Source organism: Streptomyces lonarensis (assembly GCF_012033735.1).
In the GTDB taxonomy this organism is placed as follows: Bacteria; Actinomycetota; Actinomycetes; order Streptomycetales; family Streptomycetaceae; genus Streptomyces; species Streptomyces lonarensis.
On record NZ_JAAVJD010000457.1, the window covers coordinates 1 to 1,481 of the forward strand.

A 1,481-nucleotide genomic window follows, 5' to 3' on the forward strand; every position below is an offset into this window, starting at 1 on the left:
GCCGCGGCCCGGCCTCAGCGGCCGGGGCCTGCCGGGCGGGACCGGGGCGGCCGGCTACGGCCGGGCGTTCTCGGGCACGACCTCGGCGGCAGGGGGCGGTCCGGGCGGGGTGCCGTCGCCGAACGGTGTGCCGCCCAGCTCCTCGCGGTGGTGCGGGGTCAACCAGCCGGAGAGGTCCGGGCCCGCCGGGACGATCTGCGTGGGGTTGATGCCGGTGTGCACCTGGTAGTAGTGGCGCTTGATGTGGTCGAAGTCGACCGTGTCGCCGAACCCGGGGGTCTGGTACAGATCGCGCACGTACCCCCAGAGCACCGGGTCCTCCGCCAGCTTGTTGCGGTTGCACTTGAAGTGCCCGTGGTAGACGGCGTCGAAGCGGACCAGCGTCGTGAACAGCCGGATGTCCGCCTCGGTGATGTGGTCGCCGACGAGGTACCTGCGGTTGGTCAGCCGCTCCGACAGCAGGTCCAGCCGACGGAAGACATCCGCGTAGGCGGTCTCGTACTCGTCCTGGGAGGTGGCGAAGCCCGCCCGGTAGACACCGTTGTTGACGTCGCGGTAGACCCCGTCCATCACCTCGTCGATCTCGGAGCGCAGCGCCTCGGGGTAGAGGTCCGGCGCGCCGGGGCGCTGCAGCTCGGTCCACTCCGTCGCCAGGTCCAGCGTCAGCTGCTGGAAGTCGTTGGTGACCAGCTTTCCGCTGGGCACGTCGACGATGGCGGGGACGCTCACGCCGCCGGGGTAGTCGGTTTCCCGCGCGTCGTAGGCCTCGTGCAGGAAACGGATGCCGAGCACCGGGTCGCGGTCGTCCGGATCGAGGGTGAACCGCCAGCTGCGGTCGTCCTGGATCGGGTCGGTGACACCGAGCGAGAGGGCGTCCTCCAGGCCCAGCAGCCGCCGGGAAACCAGCGCACGGCTCGCCCACGGGCAGGCGCGGCTCACCACCAGGCGGTACCGGTCGGGCTCGACCGGCCAGCCGTCGCGCCCGTCGGCGGTGATCCGGTCGGCGAAGTGGCTGCGGGAGCGCTTGAACTTCTTCCTGCCGTAGGACGTGTTGCCGTCGCTGCCTGCGCTGCCTGCGCTGCCCGTGTCGCCGGTGTCCCCGGAGTCGCCGTTGCGGCCGGTCTCGGTCATCGCGCTCTCCCTCGCACTCGCTGGTCGTTCCGGCCCGGTGCGGGCCGGGGTCCACCGCGCCCCCGCGGCGTGCCGCCCCGGTCGGCCCGGGGCGGGCCGGCGTCGCTCCGTTCCACGGTCGACGGAACCGGCGCGTCACGCATCCGGACGCCGTCCGGTCGGTGCGGCGGTCCTGGCGGCGTGCGGCGGTGGACCGGGCGGTGGTGGCTCGGGGCCGACCGCCGCCGATGTGCCGTCCGGTCGGCGGGTTCGCCGCGCCCGGCTCCTCGCTGCCGCATGCCCGTTTCGGCAGCGGCCATGCCCGGGCCCCCACCCGCGGCGGCGCCACGGGGGCGGTCGCGGGGTGCGGC

At 74.1% G+C, this 1,481-nt stretch carries 1 protein-coding gene; it reads right to left on the minus strand.

What is annotated here, in order from left to right; translation table 11 throughout:
- Nucleotides 1-54: 54 nt before the first annotated feature.
- A complete protein-coding gene (locus HCN56_RS25495; protein WP_167975001.1) occupies nucleotides 55-1,131 on the minus strand; it encodes a glutathione S-transferase family protein in 1,077 nt (358 codons plus the stop codon).
- Nucleotides 1,132-1,481: the final 350 nt, after the last annotated feature.